The sequence below is a fragment of the Rheinheimera sp. NSM genome (genome assembly GCF_052380015.1).
Lineage (GTDB): Bacteria > Pseudomonadota > Gammaproteobacteria > Enterobacterales > Alteromonadaceae > Alishewanella.
The window spans coordinates 105,790-128,417 of record NZ_JBQTCI010000007.1 but is presented as its reverse complement, the minus strand read 5'-3'; the positions used below and the strand labels follow the sequence as shown (position 1 = coordinate 128,417).

18 protein-coding genes are annotated in these 22,628 nt (G+C 51.0%); 12 read left to right on the top strand and 6 right to left on the bottom strand.

What is annotated here, in order from left to right; genetic code table 11:
• The first annotated feature begins 48 nt into the window (after positions 1-48).
• From ACTZWV_RS17395 to dgt, 10 genes are all read left to right on the top strand, one after another.
• Positions 49-1,197, top strand: a complete 1,149-nt coding sequence (locus ACTZWV_RS17395) for a PepSY-associated TM helix domain-containing protein (protein ID WP_444787751.1) — start codon at positions 49-51, stop codon at positions 1,195-1,197.
• The gene (locus ACTZWV_RS17390) at positions 1,187-1,651 is read left to right on the top strand and encodes a hypothetical protein (RefSeq protein WP_444787750.1); all 465 of its coding nucleotides are present in this window, start codon (positions 1,187-1,189) and stop codon (positions 1,649-1,651) included. Before ACTZWV_RS17395 ends, ACTZWV_RS17390 begins: the two co-directional genes overlap by 11 nt.
• Positions 1,652-1,715: 64 nt before the next feature.
• Entirely contained in the window at positions 1,716-2,051 is a 336-nt protein-coding gene (locus ACTZWV_RS17385; RefSeq protein WP_444787749.1) for a hypothetical protein, read from the top strand.
• A gap of 108 nt (positions 2,052-2,159) precedes the next feature.
• Positions 2,160-3,416, top strand: coding sequence for a DUF2235 domain-containing protein (locus ACTZWV_RS17380; protein ID WP_444787748.1), 1,257 nt, complete (start codon positions 2,160-2,162; stop codon positions 3,414-3,416).
• A 78-nt stretch (positions 3,417-3,494) separates the two neighbouring features.
• The gene (locus ACTZWV_RS17375) at positions 3,495-5,669 is read left to right on the top strand and encodes a TonB-dependent siderophore receptor (RefSeq protein ID WP_444787747.1); all 2,175 of its coding nucleotides are present in this window, start codon (positions 3,495-3,497) and stop codon (positions 5,667-5,669) included.
• 118 nt (positions 5,670-5,787) lie between these two features.
• Positions 5,788-6,447: an ABC transporter ATP-binding protein gene (locus ACTZWV_RS17370; protein ID WP_444787746.1), complete on the top strand. Its 660-nt coding sequence runs from the start codon at positions 5,788-5,790 to the stop codon at positions 6,445-6,447.
• Entirely contained in the window at positions 6,447-7,895 is a 1,449-nt protein-coding gene (locus tag ACTZWV_RS17365) for an ABC transporter permease (RefSeq protein WP_444787745.1), read from the top strand. The genes ACTZWV_RS17370 and ACTZWV_RS17365 overlap by 1 nt, the downstream gene beginning before the upstream one ends.
• A complete protein-coding gene (locus ACTZWV_RS17360) occupies positions 7,892-9,139 on the top strand; it encodes a DUF3526 domain-containing protein (protein WP_444787744.1) in 1,248 nt (415 codons plus the stop codon). The genes ACTZWV_RS17365 and ACTZWV_RS17360 overlap by 4 nt, the downstream gene beginning before the upstream one ends.
• Positions 9,140-9,329: 190 nt before the next feature.
• Positions 9,330-9,995 (top strand): hexitol phosphatase HxpB, encoded by a 666-nt coding sequence (gene hxpB, locus ACTZWV_RS17355; protein WP_444787743.1) that lies wholly within the window; start codon positions 9,330-9,332, stop codon positions 9,993-9,995.
• 14 nt (positions 9,996-10,009) lie between these two features.
• Positions 10,010-11,467, top strand: coding sequence for a dGTPase (gene dgt / locus ACTZWV_RS17350; protein WP_444787742.1), 1,458 nt, complete (start codon positions 10,010-10,012; stop codon positions 11,465-11,467).
• Between the two features lie 54 nt (positions 11,468-11,521).
• On the opposite strand, the gene ACTZWV_RS17345 is transcribed toward dgt, so the two are convergent.
• A complete protein-coding gene (locus tag ACTZWV_RS17345; RefSeq protein ID WP_444787741.1) occupies positions 11,522-13,336 on the bottom strand; it encodes an alpha/beta fold hydrolase in 1,815 nt (604 codons plus the stop codon).
• Positions 13,337-13,443: 107 nt separating this feature from the next.
• On the opposite strand from ACTZWV_RS17345, the gene ACTZWV_RS17340 reads away from it, so the two are divergent.
• Positions 13,444-15,501, top strand: a complete 2,058-nt coding sequence (locus tag ACTZWV_RS17340) for a winged helix-turn-helix domain-containing protein (RefSeq protein WP_444787740.1) — start codon at positions 13,444-13,446, stop codon at positions 15,499-15,501.
• Between the two features lie 96 nt (positions 15,502-15,597).
• Complete coding sequence (locus ACTZWV_RS17335) at positions 15,598-16,575, top strand: aldo/keto reductase (protein WP_444787739.1); 978 nt, start codon at positions 15,598-15,600, stop codon at positions 16,573-16,575.
• Positions 16,576-16,578: 3 nt separating this feature from the next.
• On the opposite strand, the gene ACTZWV_RS17330 is transcribed toward ACTZWV_RS17335, so the two are convergent.
• The 5 genes from ACTZWV_RS17330 to ACTZWV_RS17310 all read right to left on the bottom strand — a co-directional run bounded on the left by ACTZWV_RS17330 (position 16,579) and on the right by ACTZWV_RS17310 (position 22,519).
• Positions 16,579-17,226: a TetR family transcriptional regulator gene (locus ACTZWV_RS17330; protein ID WP_444787738.1), complete on the bottom strand. Its 648-nt coding sequence runs from the start codon at positions 17,224-17,226 to the stop codon at positions 16,579-16,581.
• A gap of 2 nt (positions 17,227-17,228) precedes the next feature.
• On the bottom strand, positions 17,229-18,689 hold the full coding sequence (locus ACTZWV_RS17325) for a coniferyl aldehyde dehydrogenase (RefSeq protein ID WP_444787737.1): 1,461 nt from the start codon (positions 18,687-18,689) through the stop codon (positions 17,229-17,231).
• Between the two features lie 81 nt (positions 18,690-18,770).
• Positions 18,771-19,775 carry a LacI family DNA-binding transcriptional regulator gene (locus tag ACTZWV_RS17320; protein WP_444787736.1) on the bottom strand — a complete coding sequence of 335 codons (1,005 nt, stop codon included), beginning with the start codon at positions 19,773-19,775 and terminating at the stop codon, positions 18,771-18,773.
• Between the two features lie 54 nt (positions 19,776-19,829).
• Positions 19,830-21,158, bottom strand: a complete 1,329-nt coding sequence (locus ACTZWV_RS17315; protein ID WP_444787735.1) for a glycoside-pentoside-hexuronide (GPH):cation symporter — start codon at positions 21,156-21,158, stop codon at positions 19,830-19,832.
• A 26-nt stretch (positions 21,159-21,184) separates the two neighbouring features.
• Positions 21,185-22,519 (bottom strand): GH1 family beta-glucosidase, encoded by a 1,335-nt coding sequence (locus tag ACTZWV_RS17310; RefSeq protein ID WP_444787734.1) that lies wholly within the window; start codon positions 22,517-22,519, stop codon positions 21,185-21,187.
• Positions 22,520-22,628: the final 109 nt, after the last annotated feature.

Sequence of the window (22,628 nt, the reverse complement as noted above, 5' to 3'; positions counted from 1 at the left end):
TTAACATTAATATAGTTGCCCAGAAGTCAGGTACACAGGCACAGCACAATGGCAAAACTCAGCAATCGTTTTTGGTTTCAGTTACATGGTTGGTTTTCGCTGCCGATCTGGCTGATCTTCTGCTTTGTCTGTTTAACCGGCACTATTGCCGTATTCAGCCATGAACTGACCTGGCTGACCAACCCGGCCTCGCGCGCAACTAACCCGGATAATTTGCCGGCTAAACCGGTAGCGGAATTGGTGGCTAAAGTGCAACAAGCCTACCCAACTGCCGATGTCGGTACGGTAATGGTATTTGAGCCTTATCTGGTCAATGCGGTGATTTTTACCGATCACGATAAGCCCTTTGCTATTGCCTACGTAAACCAGTACAGCGGCGAAATTCAGCAAATCAATGAAGGCATTACCTTTATTGGTTTTATGCGCAGCCTGCATGGCTGGTTATTGTTTCCCTGGCCAGGCAGCTACAGCGTCGGCTATTACCTGGTGTCAGCAATGGCGCTGGTAATGCTGGGCGCTTTAGTTACCGGCCTGGTGATCTACAAAAACTTCTGGCGCAGCTTTACCCGGCCGAAAATTCGCTTAAACCAGGGCAAAAAAACCGTGCTTACCGATTTACACCGGCTGGCCGGCGTCTGGTCTATCTGGTTTTTAATGCTGATGAGCGCCACCGGCCTGTGGTATTTGGTACAGGCGGTAATGTGGCATGCCGATATTGATATAGAACCGCATGCGCCGCTGGTAGCCGTAGAGCAATTGCCGGCAACACAACAAACACCGCCGGTCAGCTTTGCCGATGCGATGCAGATTGCGCAGCAGCGCTTTCCGGATTTTCGTCCCAGTTATCTGATGCTGCCCGAGCATAACCGCGGTATGTATAACCTGATGGGCGGCGGCCAGCACATTTTTTATGACGAGCAAGCTTACAACCTCAGCATCAACCCCTGGACCGGCGACATTGCGCACGAAAAATCGCCGCAGTCGATGACTGCTTTGCAAACCGTCATGCATATTGCCGATCCGTTGCACTACGGCACTATTGGCGGCATCTGGACCAAAGCTATCTGGTTTTTATTTGGCTTAATTTTGTCGGGCATGTCGATCACCGGCTTTATGATTTGGGGCAGCCGCACGGTAAAAGCCGTGCGTGAAAGCCGCATAGCCGCCGCGTTGCAGGAGATTAATCATGGCGCGTAGTAACAGTTTTTGGCAACGCCATAAATACAAACTAAATGGCCTGGTACTGATTCTGCCATTCTGGTTTTTATATCAGTCGCTGACGCCGGAATTCCCGCCAGCCTGGCCGGCACAACAAGTAGGTGAATTTGAAATAGCACCTATGCCGCTAAATTTAAAACCGCCCTATGCGCACCACGACGAATACGTAAAAGACTTTATGCTAATGTTCAGCAAAGGCGATATCAGCGCCATCCGTCAGGGCTATTTAAATATTGGCCCGGCTGCCTTGCCACTGGCACAGCTGCAACAGGGTGAAGAAGGTATACTGCACGGCAGCCGCCACGGCCAGCATGTGCATGCCATAGCGCCACAGCAGCTAAGCAGCACGGACAAAGTCTGGCTTACGCTGCAAACCTGGCAGGGTGAACTGTTAACCACCAGCTGGGATCTGCCACCACAGCTGCTGCAGTAAATTGCCAGCACCGCAATAATGTATTAGCCTGAACGCCGGTTTGCTGCAGTAAAAGGATTACGGCATGGGCGTTACGGCGATTATTTTTGCACTGGATGTATTGCTGACATCTTGTTGTATGTATTTAGCCAGCCGCCTGGCCCTGGTACAGGCAGAGCTGAAAGTGCTGTTGGCAGTGGTGTTTGTTGTATCATTAATCTCGCTTATCCCTACCTACGGCTGGCTGCTGGCAATAGTGGCCTATATTTACCTGCTGATGCGCGCCACCAATGCCGATTTTAAAGACAGCGTCTGGATAGTGATTTTTACCAAGTTACTGTCAGTACTGCTGCTGTTGTTTCTGTATCAGGCCGGCATGCTGGACAGCGCTTTAACCTCTGACGCTGCCTCCGGCTATTGAAACTGCCAACTGCTCATTTTTTAGCCATTATGCACTATACTTTGCTGACCAACCGGCGCCGTTGTCGCTAAGCGATATGCCGTTTGTTCTGAGCAAAGGAGCACAGTTATGCCAGCGACAAAACGGATAATTATATGTTGTGATGGTACCTGGAACGAACCGGACGAGCTTCCGACTAATGTGACCAAACTGGTCCGCAGTATTAAACCACAGGCCGCAGATGGTAAGCATCAGGTTGTATATTATGACCAAGGTATTGGTACCGGCGACATGATAGACAAATATATCGGTGGCGCCTTTGGTTACGGTATGGAGCACAATGTGCTGGAGGGTTACCGTTTTTTGGTACACAACTACCAATTGGGTGATGAACTGTACTTCTTTGGTTTTAGCCGCGGCGCCTTTACCGCCAGGGCTTTGGTCGGGCTGGTAAACAGTGTTGGCCTGATTGAAAAACACGGTCTGGATCAACTGAAAAAAGCTTACCAGTACTACCGTACCGCACCGGAACAGCGGCCAGCCTCGCAATACGATGATAATTACAAACCCGATATTCACATGGTAGGTGTATTCGATACCGTCGGTGCCTTGGGAGCCCCGACACGGTTATTGGGTAAACTAACCCGGCCCTGGGTGGGCTTTTACAATACCCGTATCAGCCCGATGGTAAAACACGCTTACCACGCCCTGGCGCTGGATGAACGCCGCGCACCTTTCACACCGGACCTGTGGACCGGCAGCCTGAACGACGATCAATATATGGAGCAATGCTGGTTTGCCGGCGTGCATTCGGATATTGGCGGTGGCTACGAAAAATGCGGGCTGTCTGATATTGCCTTGCAGTGGATGTTAATTAAGGCCTGTGCATTAGGGCTGGAGTTTAATGATGATTATTTACTGACCCTGTGCCAGCCGGATCTGCATATGCAACCACACGACTCCTATTCCATCAGTTATAAATTGCTGGAAAAAATGGGCGCAGGTGAGCCGATGCGGCGCATCTATGGCGACCCGGCCAACCCACCGATTAATGTCAGTATTCACGACAGCGTATATCAACGTATAGCCGAAGGCAGCTACCGGCCAAAAAACCCGGATTTCCCCGTCGCCGACAAACTGGCCGACCGGCGCGCTAAAATCCGCTATATGGCAACTGACACACCACTGGCGCAACTGACATTAAAAGAGCTTGCTGCTAACTGCCAGCTGCTGGATTTCAGCCAGGGCGGTGGCGCACGCATTCAATACAACGGCGAGTTGAAAAAGGGTGATAGCATTAACATTGAAAGCGAGCGCTTTGGCAAAAATACCGCACAATGCGTGTGGAAAAAAGGCAACCAGTACGGCCTGCAGTTTGCTGCCTGACATCGCAGGCGGTAACGCATTCAACGCTTAGCACCTGCTTAATGTCTCAAGTTCTGCGCACCTTCATTGCGGTGAATATTGTTATGTTATAACATCAACAAATCATTTCACCCAAGCAATGTAAAACTCATGAAAAAGCGGTTCTTATTTTCGTTACTCGCTATCTCTACCAGTGCAGCGGCACAAAATACCGGTAATAATGCTATTCAACCTCAAGAGACTCATGCCGGTATTGAGCATATTGAAGTTAAAAAACACTGGCAGCCTTATCGTGGCAACGTACCACTTATTGATACGCCGCAAGCCATCGATCGCATTAGTGTTGATAAATTAGACAACGAGGGCATTACCCGTCTTAGTGACGCCTTAGACTTTTCAGCGTCTATCGTTAGGCAAAACAACTCTGGTGGTATGTTTGATAGCTTTGCTATCCGCGGTTTTTCCGGCGATGAATCCAACCCAACAGGCTACTTAATCAATGGTTTTAACGTACGCGGCTACAGCGGCAACAGAAGTACGGTAAATATTGAAACCATTGAAGTGATGAAAGGGCCTGGTTCCGCGCTATACGGCCAGGGTGAGCCTGGTGGTACCATCAATGTTATCACCAAGAAACCGCTGTTCGATAAGCAGGGTTACCTGCAGGCAACAATAGGAAACTACAACAAGAAAGCACTGGAATTTGACTACAGCAACGGCCTTAACGATGTTAGTGCTTACCGTATTACGGGGGCTTATGAAGATTCTGATACACACCGGGACCATGTTTTCTTTAAAAATCTAAACTTAAACCATTCTTTTATCTGGAATATTTCTGACCAGACCAGTCTCAGTTACGAGATGGAAATCCTTGATCAGGAAAAACCACTGGATCGCGGTGTTTATATTTTAGATAACGATTTTGACGCGGCCAATCCTGAAGATTTTTATGGTGATATCCGGGACCGTGCCCACCAGGTTAAAGCCTTTGGTCATCAATTGATCTTAAATCATGCACTGAGTCAGGATTGGCACCTGTTAACCGGTTTTGCCTACAGGGATTCATCCATGAAGGGGCAATCTTCAGATACAGAGCTATCAGACGGCAGACAGTTGCTGTTAACTGATCCTAATCGTTTATCAAGACAACGCAGAGAGCGCGATTATCAGGCACGGGATCTCTCTTTACGTTTTGAGCTAAGTGGTAACACCGAACTTGCCGGTTTTGTGAATAATGTCTTGGTCGGTGTAGATTATTACAACTATCACCTGGACACTGATTACAGATTGTGGCGAACAGCCTGGGGGTCCGGCGATACAACCTATAGCATTGACCCGAATAATCCTGATTACACCATCTTCCGCCCAGACGTGTTACCGACAACACTGACGGATGAAAAACAGCAAGGCTTAGGTTTTTATGCCCAGGACTTGATTGAACTGACAGAGAAAACGAAGTTATTGCTCGGGTTTCGCGTAGATCGGTTTGAGCAAGATATTTTCAATAGAATCAGTGAAGTATCTCAAAGCCAGGATAAAACACAATTCACACCACGGGCCGGCTTTGTTTATCAAATTAACGACAGTGTGAATTTGTACACCAGTTATGCTGAAGGCTTCAGACCCAACCCGGGGCTGGATTCTGACAGAAATGCCTTTGCCCCTGAAGAGACCAGCTCTTTTGAAATAGGTGCTAAATGGCAAAATCTCGCCGGACGTTTCTCAGGTAGTGTTGCTATTTTCGATGCAGAAAAAACCAATATGTTGACGGCTGTACCAAATTCCAATTTTTCAGCAACCTTAGGTGAAGTAGCAAGTCAGGGAATTGAATTTCAGCTAACGACCAGCCTGACGACAAGCACCAGTATCGAGCTGGGCTATGCCTACGTTGACGCAAAAACCGCTAAAGAGGCAACCAATCTGGATTGGGGTGTGCCTATTGCTAAAGGCTCACGCTTAATCAACATCGCTAAACACTCTGGCTATATCTCTGTGAATCACTTTACTCAGATATTAGCGAAAGACGCTTTCTTTGCTGTAACGGTACGCCACGTTGGTGACCGCGTGGGTGAAACAACCGATGCGAACTACATTTTACCGTCGTATACCCTGGTTAACCTGGCAGCGTCTGTCGATTTAAGCCAACAGCTTAGCCTGAAGTTTGATGTAAATAACCTGTTTAATGAAGCGTACATTGAGAACTCTTACCATAAGTTATGGAACCTGCCGGGTTCGCCGGTAAACTACAGTGTTAGTGTGAAATATCAGTTCTGAAGTTAAGGCTTCCCCCACTACATGTAATATTTTTAATTGAATTCCGGGATGATTTAAAATGCAGGAACTGGTTATAAGTGCTTCAAATTTATGCGTTAACGTAAAAGAAAAGCAAATATTGAAGAATGTTTCCTTTAGTGCCCGAAAAGGCGAAGTAATGGCGCTGCTGGGCGGCAATGGCGCAGGTAAATCCACTACTATTAAAACCTTTCTTGGCCTTATGACGCCATCATCCGGCTCTGTGTCATTGGCAGGGGTTAATGTGCACCGGCAACCGGATGTCGTTCGGCAAAAAGTCGCTTATTTGCCGGAGTCTGTCATGCTGTATGGGCATTTAACAGCGATTGAAAATATAAAATATTTTTTATCATTGTCTGGCAAGCAGAAGACAGCTGGCGATATTGCTGAAGCTTTACAGCGTGTTGCATTGCAGGAAGCATCCTGGAACTCTGTACTGGCTGGTTATTCAAAAGGCATGCGGCAAAAAACCGCCATTGCCTTGGCATTACTGCGTGAAGCACCCATTTTGTTTTTAGACGAACCCACATCCGGCCTGGACCCTGTTGCTATTGATGAATTCAACCGTTTAGTAAAGCAATTGGCCGCGCAGGGCTCTACTATTTTTATGGTAACCCACGATGTTTATGGCGCCTGTCATGTCGCTGACCGTATTGGCTTACTGCACAACGGAGAAATTGTCGGTATGTTCGACGCGCCCGAACACGGCAATATTGACTCTGAGGTCGTGCACAAAGCGTTCACTCAAGGAGCGCGGTAATGAGTAGCGCTGTAATGGGTAGTAAGGTATTGGCAATCGCCAAAGACGAGTGGCGCTACTGGCGACGCTCCCGTTTGGCACAAACCGTGTTGCTGATTGCGCTGGTGCTGGCAATTGCCTCGGTGTGGGTAACGCAAGCCGCCATTACGGCAACGGCTGAAAAGCGCCAGCATATGCAAGCTGAGGCGAAGCAGGGGTTTGAGGCACAACCAGACCGCCATCCCCACCGGATGATCCACTATGGGCATTACTTATTTCGTGCTCCGCCGCCTTTAAGTACGTTAGATCCGGGTATCGATGCGTTTACCGGTAATGCCATTTTTCTTGAGGGCCACCAGCAAAACAGCGCTACCTTTGCCGAGCAAAAGCAAAGCAGTGGCTTAAATTGGCTCGGTAAACTCACCCCGGCCTATGTCATGCAAATACTCACCCCGCTGCTGCTCATCGTACTGGGCTTCGGTGTGATGACCCGTGAACGCGAGGCCGGTACCTTAGATTTTCTTAAAGTGCAGGGGGTGTCACCACTAACGCTAATGTCGGGTAAAGCTGTGGCACTGGCCGGTGCGGGCCTGTTAATACTGGCTCCGCTTGTTGTGGGTGCATTGCTGACGCTGTTAAACGGTGCTGCGCTGTTACCCGTGGTGGCTTTTGTGATTGCCTATCTGCTGTATCTGGCTATTTGGTGCGCCATAGTGCTGGCTGTTTCTGCTTTGGCATCCGCTAACAGCACCAGTTTTAGTGGCTTAATGGCGGTTTGGATCCTCATGTGTCTTATCCTGCCCAGAATTGCCGGCAACACTGCCGGTGTTACTCTGGCCTCGCAGGGCAAACTGGAAACCGATTTTGCTGTGCTACAAAGTATTCGTGACACAGGGGACGGGCACAATGCTAACGATCCTGCTTTTAAAGCGCTTAAAGACAATCTTTTAGCTCAATATAATGTTGCGACAGTGGAAGAGCTCCCGGTTAATTTCAGAGGTGTGGTATCACGCTATTCAGAGGCGCATCATACGGAAGTGTTGAACAAATTTGCCGAACAAAAAATGCAAAGCGAGCAAGCTCAGGCTGATATTGCCCGCAATTTTGGCTGGTTGTCACCCGCTATTGCCATTCAAACCGCCTCGATGAAGCTTGCCGGCACCGATCTGGAAAACTACCAGCGTTTCCTGCGCGAGGCAGAAGCAATACGCTTTGACTTTGTGCAATCGCTGAATACGCTGCACGCTGAAGGGCTTAGCTACGCGCAAGATGCAAACAGATATAGCAGCCAACAAGCGCAGAAAGAGGCGACTGTCAGCTCAGCTAACTGGCAAATACTGGATGATTTTCATTTTACACCGTTAGCGCCAACGCAACTTTTTGCCAACAGTCTTATGGCGTTATTACAGCTATTTTGTGCCATGGCTGTCGTGGTGGGCTTTATTTTATTCGCAGGTAGACGTATATGAGTTGGTTAGACATTTGCCGTGAAACCCGATTTGTTTTACACAAGAACAGCGTAGCTTTAGTGCTTTTGGTGGCGTTTTTACTGGCTTTATTTTCTGTGTGGACCGGCAGCGTGGAAGTCACACAGCAACATGCCACCATTGAGCGTATGCAAAAAGCAGATGAGCTGGATCAAGCCGGTGTAGCAAAGCGCTATGATGAGGCGGGTCTCCTTGCTTATTATACTTTCCACCTGACTTATGCGCCGCCATCTTCCCTGGCTTTTGCCGCTACAGGCGTACGCGATGTTTACCCATGGAAGCATCGCATTCGCATGCTGGCACTTGAGGGCCAAATTCATGAGTCTGATACCCAAAACCCTGAGCTGGCAATGGTTGGTCGCATCGATTTTACTTTTGTTATCGCCGTTATTGCGCCATTACTGCTGATATTGTTACTGCATGATTTGCGGGCCAGCGAGCGGGCTGCCGGCCGGTTAGACTTTTTATCCGTTACTGCGCGCACGGGCTATAGCTTGTGGCCATTGCGGGCCATCGTTGTTGTGCTGGCGTTGTGGTTAGCGCTTGTGCTGCCTTTTATCGTGGGCGCTATATTCAATGCTGTCTCTACCGGGTTAATGCTATCGGTTGTATTTCTAGTGCTGGTTTATATTCTGCTATGGTCATTACTGTGTTATTGGGTGGCACGTTTTAGCTTTTCTGCCCCGGTACTGGCCTCGTTTTTAATCGGCTTTTGGTTATTAACCACCTTTATTATTCCTGCTGTCGCCAATGTCGTAATTGATAAAAGCTTTCATGGCCCGCAAGGCGGCGATATTCTGCTGACCCAGCGTGAGGCGGTAAATGATGCCTGGGATATTCCTATTGAAACAACCATGCAGGCTTTTGTGGTATCGCACCCTGAGTGGGCTGGCAAAACGCAGGTAAAATCGCTGTTTGAATGGAAATGGTATTACGCCTTTCAGCAACTGGGGGATGAAGCGGCCAGGCCATTAGCGCAAGCTTATCAGCAAACCGCAGCAGATAAATATCGGGCAGCGGGTTGGGTAGCATGGTTATCACCGGCAACCTTACTGCAAAGAACCCTTACCGATTGGGCGCACACAGACGCGAAAGCAGCATGGCGCTATGAGCAAAAAGTAAGAGATTTTCACGCCCAACTGCGTCATTTTTACTATCCGCTGTTGTTCAGCGACGATGAATACAATGCCGAAGCCCCGGACGCCCGGCCAGTCTTTAAACCCTGATACAGAGTCTGGCGGCGTTTAGTTTAATGTTAAGTAAAACACAGGTTTATTTATGTTATCAGTACGGATTTCCCGCAGTCTTGGCAAAGGTTTAGTCGCGGTGGTACCACGGCAAAAAGGTTGGCTGTAGCAGTAAAGTTAATTACTGCATGTTATGCTGCTGTTTTAGCGTAGCAAATCCGGAGGCGCGGTGTTTCAGGCAGTTATTTTCGATATGGACGGTGTGCTGATCGACTCAGAGCCGTTATGGCATCAGGCCGAACAACAGATCTTAGGTGGCCTTGGGGTTAATTTCACTAAACCACCACTGCTGCAAAGCACCGGGTTGACTACCGCCAGCGTGATTGCGCATTGGTATCAGCATCAGCCCTGGCCTGCGCTTACACCACTGCAGGTAGAGCAGCAGATTATTCAGTTTGTTGCCAGCGGCGTAAAGCAAGGCGGTGTCGCCAAAACCGGTTTGCCTGCACTGCTACAGCAACTTGAGCAAGCGGCGCTGAAGATCGCCGTGGCCACTAACTCGCCGCAACTGCTGCTTGATACTACCTTGCAGCGGCTGAATATCGCGCATTATTTTCAGGCCCGTTGCCATATAGAGTTGGTAACACAGGGTAAACCGGCGCCGGATATTTACCTGCTGGCTGCCGCTAAACTGGGGGTAGCGCCACAACATTGCCTGGTGTTTGAAGACTCCTTTGCCGGCGTCACCGCTGCCAAAGCCGCCGGCATGACAGTGATTGCGATACCGGCCGCGCATGAATGGCAGCACAGCAAATTTGACATCGCCGATCATAAAATCCGCTGTTTTACTGAGTTTGACTACCGGCAGTTGCCGGCCCTACTCAGCCGGGCATAACCTGAGGCTAAGCTATGGATTTCCGCAATAAAATCAAAGCAGATCGCCTGCTGCAGAGCCGCAGCGGTGATTTACACAGTGCGCTGGAAAGTGACAGGGGCCGTATTATTAACTCGGCAGCAGTACGGCGCTTACAGCAAAAAACCCAGGTATTTCCGCTGGAGCGCAATGCAGCCGTGCGCAGCCGCTTAACGCACTCGTTGGAAGTGCAGCAAAGCGGCCGTTTTATTGTGCAAACTATATTTCGCTTGTTATCCGCTGCAGACCAGGCAGCGTACGGCTTAACCGGGCTGGAGCGGCCTATCGAGTCATTGGTAGAAATGGCCTGCCTGCTGCACGATGTCGGTAACCCGCCGTTTGGCCACAGTGGCGAAAGTGCTATTAATGTCTGGTTTAGCCAGGTGCTACCGACACTGACCGCACAGCATCAACTGCAGGATAACGCCTTATGGCAGACACTGTGCATCGAGCTTGCCCAGTTTGAAGGCAACGCCCAGGCCATACGGCTGGTGCATAGCCTGCAGCGGATGAACCTGACCTACTCGCAAATTGCCTGTATTTTAAAGTACACCCGCCAGGGCACTGTCGCCAAACCGGATAACAGCCACAACCAAAGCTATTTGCAGAAGAAACCCGGTTATTATTACTCCGAGCACAAACTGGTTGAAGCCCTGTGGCAGGAAATGCAAACTGCCGCGCATTGCCGCCATCCGCTGACCTATATTATGGAAGCCGCCGATGATATTTCATACTGCCTGGCAGACCTGGAAGATGCGGTAGAAAAAGGCCTGCTGAGCTTAACTGAACTGGCGCAGCAGCTTAATACCGCCTTTGTTGAACTGGAACCACAAGGCCGGTTAATCAGTACTCACAGTGGCGCCAGCGAGAGCTTTGCTGCCTTGGTTAAGGCCGCGCTGGATAAAGCGGCGGATGAACCGATCAACAAAACTTCAGAGTTTTTTATTAAGTTGCGCGTAGGTATGATCCACCCGCTGGTGCGCCATGCTGCGCAGCAGTTTATCAGCAACATCGACGCAGTATATCACGGCACACTGAACCGCGCTTTGCTGGAAGATGGCAGCCAGTACCATGCCATTACCAGCACCTTTAAGCAGGTCGCCCGCCAGTTTGTGTTTAACCAGCCCGAGGTAGAAACACTGGAATTGCAGGGCTTTCGTATTATTGCCGGCTTGCTCAGCAGTTATCAGCCACTGTTATTGTTATCGCGCGCTGAATTTACCGCTGTGCTGCAAAACCAGGCTTACCATTTAGCCCAACAGCAACGGCTGGCGCACCGCTTGCCGAATAAACATCTGGCCGCCTATCAACTGGCGCTGACGCAAATCGGCCCGGACGACAGCGCCCTGGAGTTGTACTGCCGCTGCCGTTTATTGCAGGATTTTATCAGCGGTATGACCGACCATTTTGCTTTTGATGAGTACCAAACTCTGGTTAACTGCCGTAGCCAATAAGTAGCATCCGGCTGTGAGCCGGATGCATGGGTTACTGCTTTATGGTTACATTGATTACGGCAGTTGTAATTGCCCGAACAGCCAATCCAGCGCCTGCTTTATCTGCTCAGGCTGCTGTACCGATACCAAGTGGTCGCTGTTGCTCAGAGCAATATATTGACCGTTAGATAACGAAGCCTGCTCTGCACTCCAGGCACTGCCTTCCTGTTGCCACAGGCGCAGTGCTTCAGCCAGTTCAGGCTCGTTTTCTTGCACCATATCTATCTGCTGCTGCTCAAAATCACTGTCAATTACGCTGACAGGTATTTCAGATACCATCGGCAGTTGGGCATAACCGTCTAAGTCTGCGATATAGGCCGCAATTTCCATGGCGCGGGCTTGTTGCTGCGGAATAAGTAAACGCAGTTGCATAATCTGTTCAAAGTAGCTCCAGTCCAACTGCACATTATGTTGTGCCACCAGCTGCTGCACTTCCTGATATTCAACATCGAGCTTATCTTTGGTTCTTTCTGTCCAGTTACCGGCCGCGAGGTGGGGCAGCAAAGCCGGTAAATTAGCCAGATACCAGTCTGCAGGGTAGCCCTGATACAAACTTAACGAATGCGGCAACGGAATGTCGGGATCAATATACAACATGGCTTTAATATCAAACTGCTGCTGATGCTGCTGATAAAACCAGCGCGCACTGATACTGCTGCTGGAAAAGGCAACCAACGCCAGTTGTGTTTCCTGCAGCTGTTGCAACACAGCAGCCAGGTCATCGGCGAAACGGCGGTAAGACAGCTCATCCGCAGTGCTGCTAAAGGCATTGCCCAGCCGGTCAATGCTATAAACCCGATACTGCTGCGCCAATAGTGGCTGCAGCGCAGCAAACCATGCACTGTCGCTGTGATAGTTGTAGTTTGGCCCAGCCAACAACACTATAGCTGGCCCCACCTTGTCCAGCCCCATAGCGCGGACATGAAACTGCCCCTGCTCTGTTGTAACCAGACGGGAATGCTCAGGCAACTCTGGTTGCTCCAGTTCAGCAAAAAATGTCAGGATCTGACTGCTGGTGTCAAAACCGGCAAACTGCCAGCTATGCCCGCCATCCTGTACACTGTACAACCGGAACTTTTGCGCGCCATTATGATAACTGGTCAGGTTAGTGTCTGGTGCTACCAATGCTTTGTGCAATGCATAAGGTAAAGCGCCGTTTTTTTCCGCCATTAAGGCAATAGTGTCCGGTGAGCTGAGCAGGCCAAAGTTGCTGTGCTCCATACCTGTATAGGGCAGCACAGTGTCTGCGGTGCCATGTACCATCATCAACGAAACAGCAGCCTCTGGCGCACAACTCGAGGCCAACTGGGTTGACATTGGTGCTGCCACCACAGCCACGGCTTTAAATAAATGAGGCAGATTGCAGGCCAGATTTTGTACGAATAGCCCACCCTGAGAATAGCCTGCGGCGTATACTTCACCGGGCGTCACTGTGTAACTGCTGCTGATATCGGCGATCATATCGGCGGTAAAACCTAAGTCATCTGCGCCCAGACGATGGGCAATATTGCAGTTGCAGCCCTCATTCCACTCTACCTGCTCAGAGTCCGGATAGGCGACAATGTAGTCATCACTCACTTGTTCAAAATGGCTGAGTGACTGCATCCCATTACCACTACCCCCGGAAGGATGGAATGCCAGCAACAATTTATAACTATTTGCCGGCTGATATTGTTGCGGCAAAGCCAGCCAGTAACTGCGGTCGCCCAGCTCTACACGTTGTAACTGCTGAGCAGAGTCGCCATCCTGTTGCTTATCAGAAGGCTGGCAGGCCGTAAGACCAATCAGCAGCGTTATTACCCAGCCTATTGTTTTTATTTGTCGTTTCATATTAATGTCCTGTTAACCTGAATGCCGGCCAAGCTTATGCCTGCAATACGGTTTTGCCATGGCCTTCGCGCTGATGTTTATATGATGAAAAGCTTACCGGACCCAAAATGAACCCAGAGATAAATACCGAGCACACAGCAACCTGGCAGTTGGGGCGCATAGTTTACGTAGGCCAGAATCATCAGTTACAACGGGGTGAGCAGCAGCTGTACCTGGAGCCGCGCCAACATAAATTGTTGCTGGTGTTACTACAACATGCTTCTCAGGTAGTCAGCCGCGAGCAGCTTATCAGCAGCGTCTGGGATGGTCGCATTGTCAGTGAGGGCGCTATCAACCGCGCTGTGTCAATGCTGCGAAAAGCCTTTGTCAGTCTGGATCCACAGACAAACTACATTGAGACACTGCCTAAACTCGGCTATCGCTTGCTGCCGGCAGCAACTATTATCACAACTGGTTTACCGGCCCGCCACCCGGCAACCACCGTGCTCACTCCACACCGACGCTGGTTTGTACTTACCGGGCTGGTAATATTGTTGTGCAGCCTGACCGCCTGGTTCCTGCTCAGCAAAACAGTGCCACAGTTAAGCGCAGGTAATGCGATGCCGCATACCAGCTTTAACGGCCGCGAGAGTCAGCTTAGCAACAACCACCAAGCTAATGCGCTACTGTACCAACGTCAGGCCGGTGACGGGAATTATCAGATCTGGCTTAATACGTTGGCAGATAACCAACATCACCAGTTGACCGCGGATAGCGAAGACAGTCGTTATCCGGCGTTAAGCCCCGATGGCAGCCAGTTTGCCTATGTGCGCTATACGGCAGACAACAATTGCCAACTGGTGTTGCAACAGATATCCATGCCGGCACTGACTGCAACTGAAGATAACCGCAAGGTATTGCATCAATGCCCGGCAGATAATACTCCGTTGTTAAGCTGGCAAGCCGATGGCCTGGCATTGTTTTTCCGGCAACGTCCGGATAAAACCCAGCCTTATCACTTATACCAACTGAGTATAGCCAGCGGCGCCTTACGCCAGCTGACGTTGATGCCGGCTGATTATTCAGGCCACGGTGATACGGCTCTGTCTGCATCCACCAAGCCAGGCAAGCTGGCTTTATTGCGTTACATCTCGCCCGGCGCCAGTGAACTACAAATACTGGATAGCAACAGCGGTGAGATAATCCATGCGCAGCCACTGCCGCTCAGGGCCATGACACTTGCCTGGTACAGCGATACAGTGTTGCTGCTTGGCGCAGGCCAGACAGTCTATCAGTACTATATCTCCGGTAGCCGGCTCAGCCCCTTGTTTCATGCCGCAGACCCTATCAACTCCTTTGTCGTCGCCGGCAACACACTGTACTTCAGCAGTACTGAACTGAGCACAGATATCTGGCAGGCTGACAGCAAGGAGGCAGCAGCGGTGCGCATTAACAGCTCGCGGCTGGATACTATGCCGCGCCTGTCGCATGACGCGACACAGCTGGCTTTTCTCAGCACCCGCCAGGGCCATGAACAGCTGTGGTTGCAATTAGCAGATGGTACTGAACAATTACTAAATGAATTACCCGGTCAACCGGGTTTTGTGCGTCCGGAGTGGTCAGCAGATGATAACCATTTGTTATTTAGTAAAGACGGTGCCGCCTACAGTGTGGACATTATCAATGCTAAGCTGCAAACGCTGCTAACTGCAGACAAGCAGGTTGGCGTGGTAAATTGGGGGCAGGATAGTGATAGCCTGCTGTACAGCAGTGAGCGCGATGGCGACTGGCAGTTATGGTTATACGATATTGTTGGCAAGACCGAACAAAAACTCACACAGCAGGGCGGCTATAGCGGTCGCATTTGGCAGGGAGGATTATATTTCAGCAAGTTTCATCAGGATGGCCTGTGGTACAAAGATTTGCCGTCAGGTAAGGAGAAACTGCTGCTGGCGCAATTTGACAAAATAAACTGGCTGAACTGGCATATCGATCAAGACCAGTTGTATTACTACACACCCGGCCAGGGTATTTACCGGCTGAATCTGGTAAACGGCGACAACACACTACACCTGGCCGAACCCGGTGAGTTTGTCCGGCATTTCAGCGTACGCCACAACCAGACAGTGTTTGTGCGCCACCGCGAGATACAAGGCGATATTTATCGTTTGCCGCTGTCGCTTTAAATCGGATTCATTGTTGTTGCTGAACAAATTTGGCACACTCGGTTCCACCTTACCTGCATGGCGGCAGGTTTTTGATTTACTACTGCAGGAATTGCTATGTCAGATAACAAGTATCCACTGGCGCATTACGTCAACCACAATAGTCCGCTGGTATTCGGCTGTATGAGTTTAGGTGGTGGCTGGAGCCGCGAGCCGGTCAGTAACGCTGATGTGCAGCAGGCGCATAACGTGATTGATGCCGCGCTGGACGCCGGTATTTGCGTGTTCGACCATGCTGATATTTATACCCACGGCAAAGCCGAGCAAGTGTTTGGCAAGGTGCTGCAACAGCGGCCACAGTTGCGTGAGCAAATCAGCCTGCAATCTAAATGCGGCATTCGCTTCGCTGATGCCAACACTCCGCAGCGCTATGATTTCTCGTCCGGCTGGATACTGCAGTCGGTAGACAATATTTTATCGCGACTTAATATTGAGCAGTTAGATGTGCTGTTGTTACACCGGCCGGACCCTTTGATGCAGCCGGAAGAGGTGGCCTCAGCCTTTGCGCTGCTACAGCAGGCCGGCAAGGTAAAACACTTTGGCGTATCGAATATGCAACAGCACCAAATGGCGCTGCTGCAAGATGCATTGTCCACGCCCTTAGTGGCGAACCAGCTGGAGCTGAGCTTAAGCCATCTGGCCTGGCTGGATGAGGGCACTACAGCCGGTTGCAGCGGCGAGCCTGGCGTTAACTTTGGCAGCGGCACTATCGAATACTGCCGGCGCAACAAGGTACAGTTGCAAGCTTGGGGCAGCTTAAGCCAGGGCTTGTTCAGCGGCAAAGATGTGACTGACGCAGCGGCAAATATTCGTGCTACGGCTGACCTGGTGGCGCAACTGGCTGCAGAATATCAGGTTAGCAAAGAAGCAATAGTACTGGGCTGGTTAATGCGCCATCCGGCGCATATTCAGCCGGTAATCGGCACCACTGATCTGCAGCGTATTAACGCCTGCGCGCAGGCGACCAGGGTACAGCTGAGCCGTGAACATTGGTATGCGCTGTATCTGGCTGCCCGCGGCCGCGCCTTACCCTAAAGCTTAACCTTGTGCAGCACCCTGCCATTGCCGGCGGATAGCCGCGGTCAGCTCAGTGGCAAAATCCCACTGCAGTTGCGCCAGCCCTGCCTGCTGCAACAAGGTTTGTACCGCAGCGGGCAGCTGCGTACTTTGATACAGGCCCAGGGTTAACGCATAGCTGTGCAACAGTAACTGGCTGGCGCTGGCCGGGCTTAACTGCGTAAAACGCACTGCCAGTTTGCCGCCCAGCGCATCCAGCGCCTGTGCCAACTGCTGCTTAAACGCCAACAACTGCGGCTGCGGCAGGTTTTGCTCCAGCACGGCGTTTAGCAGCGCCAATAATGGTAGCAAGCTGCCGGACTGCTGCAGTAAGTCCAGATAAGCTTTAGCAAAGGGCTCTGCTGCTGCAGATAACGGTTGTGGTAGCGTCGGAATAAGCATCTCTAACTGGTTAAACAACCGGGCAAAGTCTTCCGTTAGCAAAGCCAGAAAAATCTGCTCTTTACTCTGAAAATAGCGATATACGGTACCCTTTGCCAGCCCGGTGTCAGCGGCAATATCGGCTACCGTCGGTAACCGTTGCTGCTGTAAAAACAAGCGGCGCGCCGAAGCAATAAAGTCGGCGCGCCGCTGTTGTTTGGCCTCTGCGCTGATGGCGTTTTGCTTCATACTCAGCCCTTAAATTTGATCAGCCAGTCGGTCAGTTTATGCGCGAACTTGCCGTATGGCGGCAGTAGCGTGCTAACGCTGTTATAAGCGCCCTGGTAAAACACCGGCCGCAGTTTACTGAAGGTTAAAAAGCCCTCATAGCCGTGATAATGCCCCATACCGCTTTGGCCAATACCGCCAAACGGCAAGTCATGCTGGCCGACATGCAAAATGGCGTGGTTAACCGTCACACCGCCGGACATTACCTGCTCCAGGTAATGCTGCTGCAGCGTTTTATCATGCGTAAACGGGTAAAACGCCAACGGCCGGGGCTTGCTGTTAATGTAGCTAATCACCTCTGCGGCCGCGCTATAGCTTTTTACCGGCAGCAGCGGGCCGAAAATTTCGCGTTGCATTACCAGCATGTCGTCAGTGACGTTAAATAGCAGCGTAAGCGGAAATTTGCGCAGCGCCTTGTCCGGCGCTTGGCCCGGCATCAGGTTTACAGCGGTGGCGCCTTTGGCAACGGCATCGTCCAGCGTCTGTTGCAGGCGGTTATAGGAGCGGTCGTCGATAATGGCGGTGTAATCATTGCTGTTAATATCCGGATAGCGCTGTGCCACCAACTTAAGTGCCAGCTCTGTAAAGGCCTGTTCGCTGCCAACCGGCAAAAACAGGTAATCAACATTGGTACAAATTTGCCCGGCATTAAATGCCTTGGCCCATAAAATACGATCGGCGGCTTTGGCCAGCGGAAAATCCGGCGCTACCACTGCCGGCGATTTACCGCCCAGCTCCAGCGTTACCGGCGTCAGGTTTTTCGCCGCATTGGCCATTACCGCGCGGCCGGTTTGCGCTGAACCGGTAAAGAACAAATGGTCAAACGGCTGGGCCGAAAATGCCGCGCCGCTGCCGCCCTGATCGGCAAAAATTTGCAGTTTGTCGGCGGCAAAATACTGTGGCAGCAGCTTGATCAGCAGTTGCGCCAGCTGTTCGGAGTTTTCTGACATTTTCACCATAGCGCGGTTGCCGGCAGCAAAAATTGACACCAGTGGCGCGAGTGACAACATAATCGGGAAGTTCCACGGCACTATAACGCCCACCACGCCCAGTGGCTGAGGCAGCACCTTGCAGCCGGAGGTAGGAAACAACAAAAAATCGATATGACGCCGCTGTGGCTTCAGCCATTTTTTCAGCTGCTTTTTTGTGCGGGCAATATCTTCCAGCACCATTAAAATTTCCGAAAAGCGCGTTTCAAAGCGACAGCGGCTGCCGTAATCGGCATTAACTGCGTCAACTAAAGCAGTCTCGTTGTCGCGAACTAACGCCTTTAGTGCATCTAAGTCTGCCAGCCGCTGTTGCAGCGTTGGTACCGGGTTAGCATGGTACGCCAAACGTTGCTGCGCCAGGCAATCGGCGAATTGTGCAAAGGCAGGATGTTGTGCTGATGTATCTGCAACGGTATCGGACGGAGTATGATGCATCGCTAACCTCAGAAGTGACTGGCAGTCATTTATCTTCAGAGGTTAGTGACCAATGGTCATTTTGTCAATGCAAGTGGCAACTCAGCGCAGTAAACGGCTGGCGGAATCGCGACTTACCAACACCGGTTCAAATACATTTTTTAGCTGTAACGCCTGCTGTTGATAGATATGTTTTAATACCCAACGCGCGGCCATGCGGCCCATTTCGCCAATCGGGTAATCAATAGTAGTGAGTTTGGGGTAGATATAACGCGCCAGGATCAGGTTATCAAAACCGACTATCGATAAATCCTGCGGTACCTGCAAGCCGTGTTCGCGTGCCACTTCCATCGCACCGGCAGCCATTTCATCGTTGGCACACACCAGCGCACTGAAGGGCACACCTTTAGCCAGTAACTGCTGCATACAGCGACTGCCGCTACTGTCCTGAAAGTCACCTTCAGCCAATAATGCCGTATCAAAATGCAAGCCGCGTTCCGCCATGGCACGTAAATGGCCACTGTAACGATCTTTAGCATCACTTTTCCACATCGGGCCGGCCATATAGGCCAATTGTGTATGGCCTTGTTGCAGCAGTTGTTTGGTAGCCAGATAACCACCCAGCTCATTGTCGAGGCTGATACAGTTGTCAGCTAACTGCGGAATAAAGCGATTGATCAGCACTATCGGCAGGCTACCGGCAGCCAGCTTGATCAAATAGTCGTCGGATACCGCTTCAACATGCAGAATCAGCGCATCGCAGCTGCGGCTGATTAAAAATTCAATACCGTCTTTTTCACTGGCTTCTTCACTGTGGCCGGCGGCGATAATCACGTGCTTACCGGCAGCGCGGCATTCGTTTTCAATGCCGCTGAGCATTTCGCCGTAAAACGGGCCGTGTAATTCAGATACCAGAATGCCGACACTGTTAGAGCGGTTTGACGCCAGCGACTGAGCAATTGAATTGGGCCGGTAGCCCAATTGCGCCATTGCTGCCAATACTTTATTGCGCGTAGCTTCACTGACGCGGGCATTGTTATTCATTACCCGGGAGACGGTGGCCAGTGAAACACCGGCCAGCTCTGATACTTGATAAATGGTTGCCATGGCCTGCCTGTGAAATAAGGTTCCGACGCTTACTCTAGCACGCAGTAGCGCTGTTTAACCAGCTTGCAGCGCCAGCTGGCGGTGGATATCGAGCACCCTGGCGCCGGTTAAGCGATAGCGACTCATTACTATGGCTACCAGCACCGAGCCGATGGCCGGCAACAACGTAAAGCTGAGTAAAATTCCCTGCTGCGTGGCAGCGGTTTGCGGCACATCAGCCTGGTAACCATAGCCGGCCAATAACCAGCCGGCCAAAGCGCCACCCAGCGCCAGGCCAAGTTTAATAAAGAATACAATAGAGGAGTACACCAGACCGGTAATACGGATACCGGTTTTATAATGGCCGTAGTCGACAGTGTCGGCCATCTTGGCCCACAACAGCGGCGTGGCCATTTGTAAAAAGAAGCCCCAGAGAAAATACAACGCAAATGCCAGTACCAGCTGTTCGCTACCGATAAAGAAACTGACTACGCAAATTGCAGCGGCGATCAGCTGCAAGCCAATATAGGCTTTTACTTTATCGACATAACGGCTAAGCCACTGTGCTACCGCGCAACCGGCAATATTGCCGACCATGCCCAGGGTGACAAAAGCGGTGATTAAATCTTCGCGGCCGAGAAAATACTTCACGTAGTAAATAGCCAGTGTAGTGCGTAATACCATGCCGGTAAGCAGGAAAAACGCCGCCACACACAAAATACGCCACTGATCATTTTGCCACAAGGACGCGAAGCTGCTGCGCAGCGTAAGTTGTTGATCCACCGGCGCTGTTACCCGTTCGCGCGTGCCGGCAAAACACAGCAGAAACAGCACTAAACCCAGCACACTCATCGCGGCTATGGTTAGCTGATAGCCTTTGGCGTTGTCGCCGTTACCAAAAAAGTTCACCAGCGGCAAGGTGCAGGCCGTGACTAACAAACCGCCGAGCATACCAAACACAAAGCGGTACGACTGCACCGATACCCGCTCGGTGGGATCTGCCGTTAACACGCCGCCCAGCGCTGAGTAAGGAATATTAATGGCGGTGTAGGCCAGCATTAATAAGGTATAGGTCGCAAAGGCATAGATCACCTTGCCGTTGGCCGATAAATCCGGTGTGGTAAAGGCCAGCACGCTGCACAGCGCAAACGGCAGTGCCAGCCAGAGTAAATAGGGCCGGTATTTACCATGCCGGCTTTGGGTTTTATCGGCCAGCGCGCCCATTAGCGGATCGGTTACCGCATCGATAATACGCACCAGCAAAAACATGCTGCCGACTACCGCCGGGGAGATACCAAAAATATCGGTGTAAAAAAAGGTAAGAAACAGCATTACCGTCTGGAACACAATATTACTGGCGGTATCGCCAAGGCCGTAGGCCACTTTTTCCCGTTTTGTCAGCATGTGCCGCAACCCTGTATTATTTATTGTTATTTTTGCCGCCCGGCAAACAGCTCACGCAGCGCTATGGCACTGGTTTTCAGTGTGCGTTGCTGCGTAGCGTAGTCGACATAGACTATACCAAAACGCTTGGCATAACCTTCGGCCCATTCAAAGTTATCCATCAGGCTCCAGGCAAAGTAGCCGTCTATGCGCATACCGGCCGTTATGGCAGCTTCGGTAGCTTGTAAATGCTGCTGAAAATAACTCACCCGCTCTGCGTCTGCTACCTGATTATGCAATAAGCTATCCGGCATAGCGGCACCATTTTCGGTAATATACACCGGCGGCAAGTTATAACGCCGATGCATTGCCAGCAGCACTTCGGTTAAGCCCTGTGGGTATATTTCCCAGCCCATGTCGGTAAGCGGCGGCGCGGTTGGCGGCACATCACTGAACCAGCCTTTGCTGTTGGCCCGGTATACGGTGCGGGTATAATAGTTCACGCCGATAAAATCCAGTGGCCGGGCAATAATCGCCATATCGCCGGCAGTAATTTGTGGCTGCTCTGCCACCGGTAATTGTGTAAGCAAGTCAGGGTAGCAGCCTTCGAGTAGCGGCTGAATATACCACTGGTTATGGTACTGATCGGCCATGTCAGCTGCACGGATATCGGCAGCGCTGTTGCTGGCCGGATGGCAGGGGCTGAAATTCAGCACTATACCGTTCAGCGCCTGCGGCGCATTTCGCTGCAGCACTTGCATCGCCAAACCGTGTGCCAGTAATAAATGGTGCGCTACCTGGCGACCCTGTTGCCGGTTTTGCACGCCGGGCGCATGAATACCGGCTTCGTAACCTAAATAAGCACTGCAAAATGGCTCATTTAAGGTGGCATACGAGTACACCCTGTCGCCAAAAGCGCGGCTAACCACATCAGCATAGCGGGCAAATTTATCAGCGGTAGCCCGGTTTAACCAACCGCCTTCGTCTTGCAGATACTGCGGTAAATCCCAGTGATACAGCGTAACAAAGGCTTTAATATTACGGGCCTTTAACGCATCCAGCAGCTGAATGTAAAAATCCAGCCCGGCCTGATTAATACTGCCATCGGCGCGGATAACACGGCCCCAGGCGATGGAAAAACGATACGCATCTACGCCCAACGCCGCTATCAGCTCAATGTCGTCGCGCCAGCGGTTCACATGGTCACAGGCAACCAAACCGTCGGAGCCATCTTTAATCCGGCCGGGCGTGGCGCAAAATGTATCCCAGATACAGGCTTCACGACTATCGGCCGCACCTTCTATCTGAAACGACGCAGTGGCCACCCCAAACACGAAGTCGCGCTGCAGCAGGGGTGACGTTTTGGCTAAAGTTATCTTCATCAGTTTGCTATCTTCCGAACGTGCTGTTGTTAGCTGCGCAGCAACAAAATTATTGCCAACAGCGTGATATATGCTATAAATGAAAGCGCTTACATTATACTAGACGGCA

Bases quoted from the DNA above. Each gene is read 5' to 3' on its own strand.
- ACTZWV_RS17395 (WP_444787751.1), top strand. From the start codon at position 49: ATGGCAAAACTCAGCAATCGTTTTTGGTTTCAGTTACATGGTTGGTTT.
- ACTZWV_RS17390 (WP_444787750.1), top strand. From the start codon at position 1,187: ATGGCGCGTAGTAACAGTTTTTGGCAACGCCATAAATACAAACTAAAT.
- ACTZWV_RS17385 (WP_444787749.1), top strand. From the start codon at position 1,716: ATGGGCGTTACGGCGATTATTTTTGCACTGGATGTATTGCTGACATCT.
- ACTZWV_RS17380 (WP_444787748.1), top strand. From the start codon at position 2,160: ATGCCAGCGACAAAACGGATAATTATATGTTGTGATGGTACCTGGAAC.
- ACTZWV_RS17365 (WP_444787745.1), top strand. From the start codon at position 6,447: ATGAGTAGCGCTGTAATGGGTAGTAAGGTATTGGCAATCGCCAAAGAC.
- ACTZWV_RS17360 (WP_444787744.1), top strand. From the start codon at position 7,892: ATGAGTTGGTTAGACATTTGCCGTGAAACCCGATTTGTTTTACACAAG.
- dgt (WP_444787742.1), top strand. From the start codon at position 10,010: ATGGATTTCCGCAATAAAATCAAAGCAGATCGCCTGCTGCAGAGCCGC.
- ACTZWV_RS17345 (WP_444787741.1), bottom strand. From the start codon at position 13,336: ATGAAACGACAAATAAAAACAATAGGCTGGGTAATAACGCTGCTGATT.
- ACTZWV_RS17340 (WP_444787740.1), top strand. From the start codon at position 13,444: ATGAACCCAGAGATAAATACCGAGCACACAGCAACCTGGCAGTTGGGG.
- ACTZWV_RS17335 (WP_444787739.1), top strand. From the start codon at position 15,598: ATGTCAGATAACAAGTATCCACTGGCGCATTACGTCAACCACAATAGT.
- ACTZWV_RS17330 (WP_444787738.1), bottom strand. From the start codon at position 17,226: ATGAAGCAAAACGCCATCAGCGCAGAGGCCAAACAACAGCGGCGCGCC.
- ACTZWV_RS17325 (WP_444787737.1), bottom strand. From the start codon at position 18,689: ATGCATCATACTCCGTCCGATACCGTTGCAGATACATCAGCACAACAT.
- ACTZWV_RS17320 (WP_444787736.1), bottom strand. From the start codon at position 19,775: ATGGCAACCATTTATCAAGTATCAGAGCTGGCCGGTGTTTCACTGGCC.
- ACTZWV_RS17315 (WP_444787735.1), bottom strand. From the start codon at position 21,158: ATGCTGACAAAACGGGAAAAAGTGGCCTACGGCCTTGGCGATACCGCC.
- ACTZWV_RS17310 (WP_444787734.1), bottom strand. From the start codon at position 22,519: ATGAAGATAACTTTAGCCAAAACGTCACCCCTGCTGCAGCGCGACTTC.